The sequence below is a fragment of the Comamonas sp. SY3 genome (genome assembly GCF_041730275.1).
GTDB classification, from domain to species: Bacteria; Pseudomonadota; Gammaproteobacteria; order Burkholderiales; family Burkholderiaceae_C; genus Comamonas; species Comamonas sediminis.
Genome location: NZ_JBGTYN010000064.1, coordinates 1 through 527, shown reverse-complemented (window position 1 = coordinate 527; position 527 = coordinate 1). Strand labels below are relative to the sequence as shown.

General features: G+C 63.4%; 1 protein-coding gene. It reads left to right on the top strand.

The window, feature by feature from the left end; translation table 11 throughout:
- Position 1 precedes the first annotated feature (1 nt).
- A partial coding sequence (folP, locus tag ACCQ08_RS26060; RefSeq protein WP_026013918.1) for a dihydropteroate synthase occupies positions 2-527 on the top strand: 526 nt, incomplete at its 3' end.

The following is a 527-nucleotide window of genomic DNA, read 5'->3' as shown; positions in this document are numbered from 1 at the left end:
GGTGACGGTGTTCGGCATTCTGAATCTCACCGAGGACTCCTTCTTCGATGAGAGCCGGCGGCTAGACCCCGCCGGCGCTGTCACCGCGGCGATCGAAATGCTGCGAGTCGGATCAGACGTCGTGGATGTCGGACCGGCCGCCAGCCATCCGGACGCGAGGCCTGTATCGCCGGCCGATGAGATCAGACGTATTGCGCCGCTCTTAGACGCCCTGTCCGATCAGATGCACCGTGTTTCAATCGACAGCTTCCAACCGGAAACCCAGCGCTATGCGCTCAAGCGCGGCGTGGGCTACCTGAACGATATCCAAGGATTTCCTGACCCTGCGCTCTATCCCGATATTGCTGAGGCGGACTGCAGGCTGGTGGTTATGCACTCAGCGCAGCGGGATGGCATCGCCACCCGCACCGGTCACCTTCGACCCGAAGACGCGCTCGACGAGATTGTGCGGTTCTTCGAGGCGCGGGTTTCCGCCTTGCGACGGAGCGGGGTCGCTGCCGACCGGCTCATCCTCGATCCGGGGATGG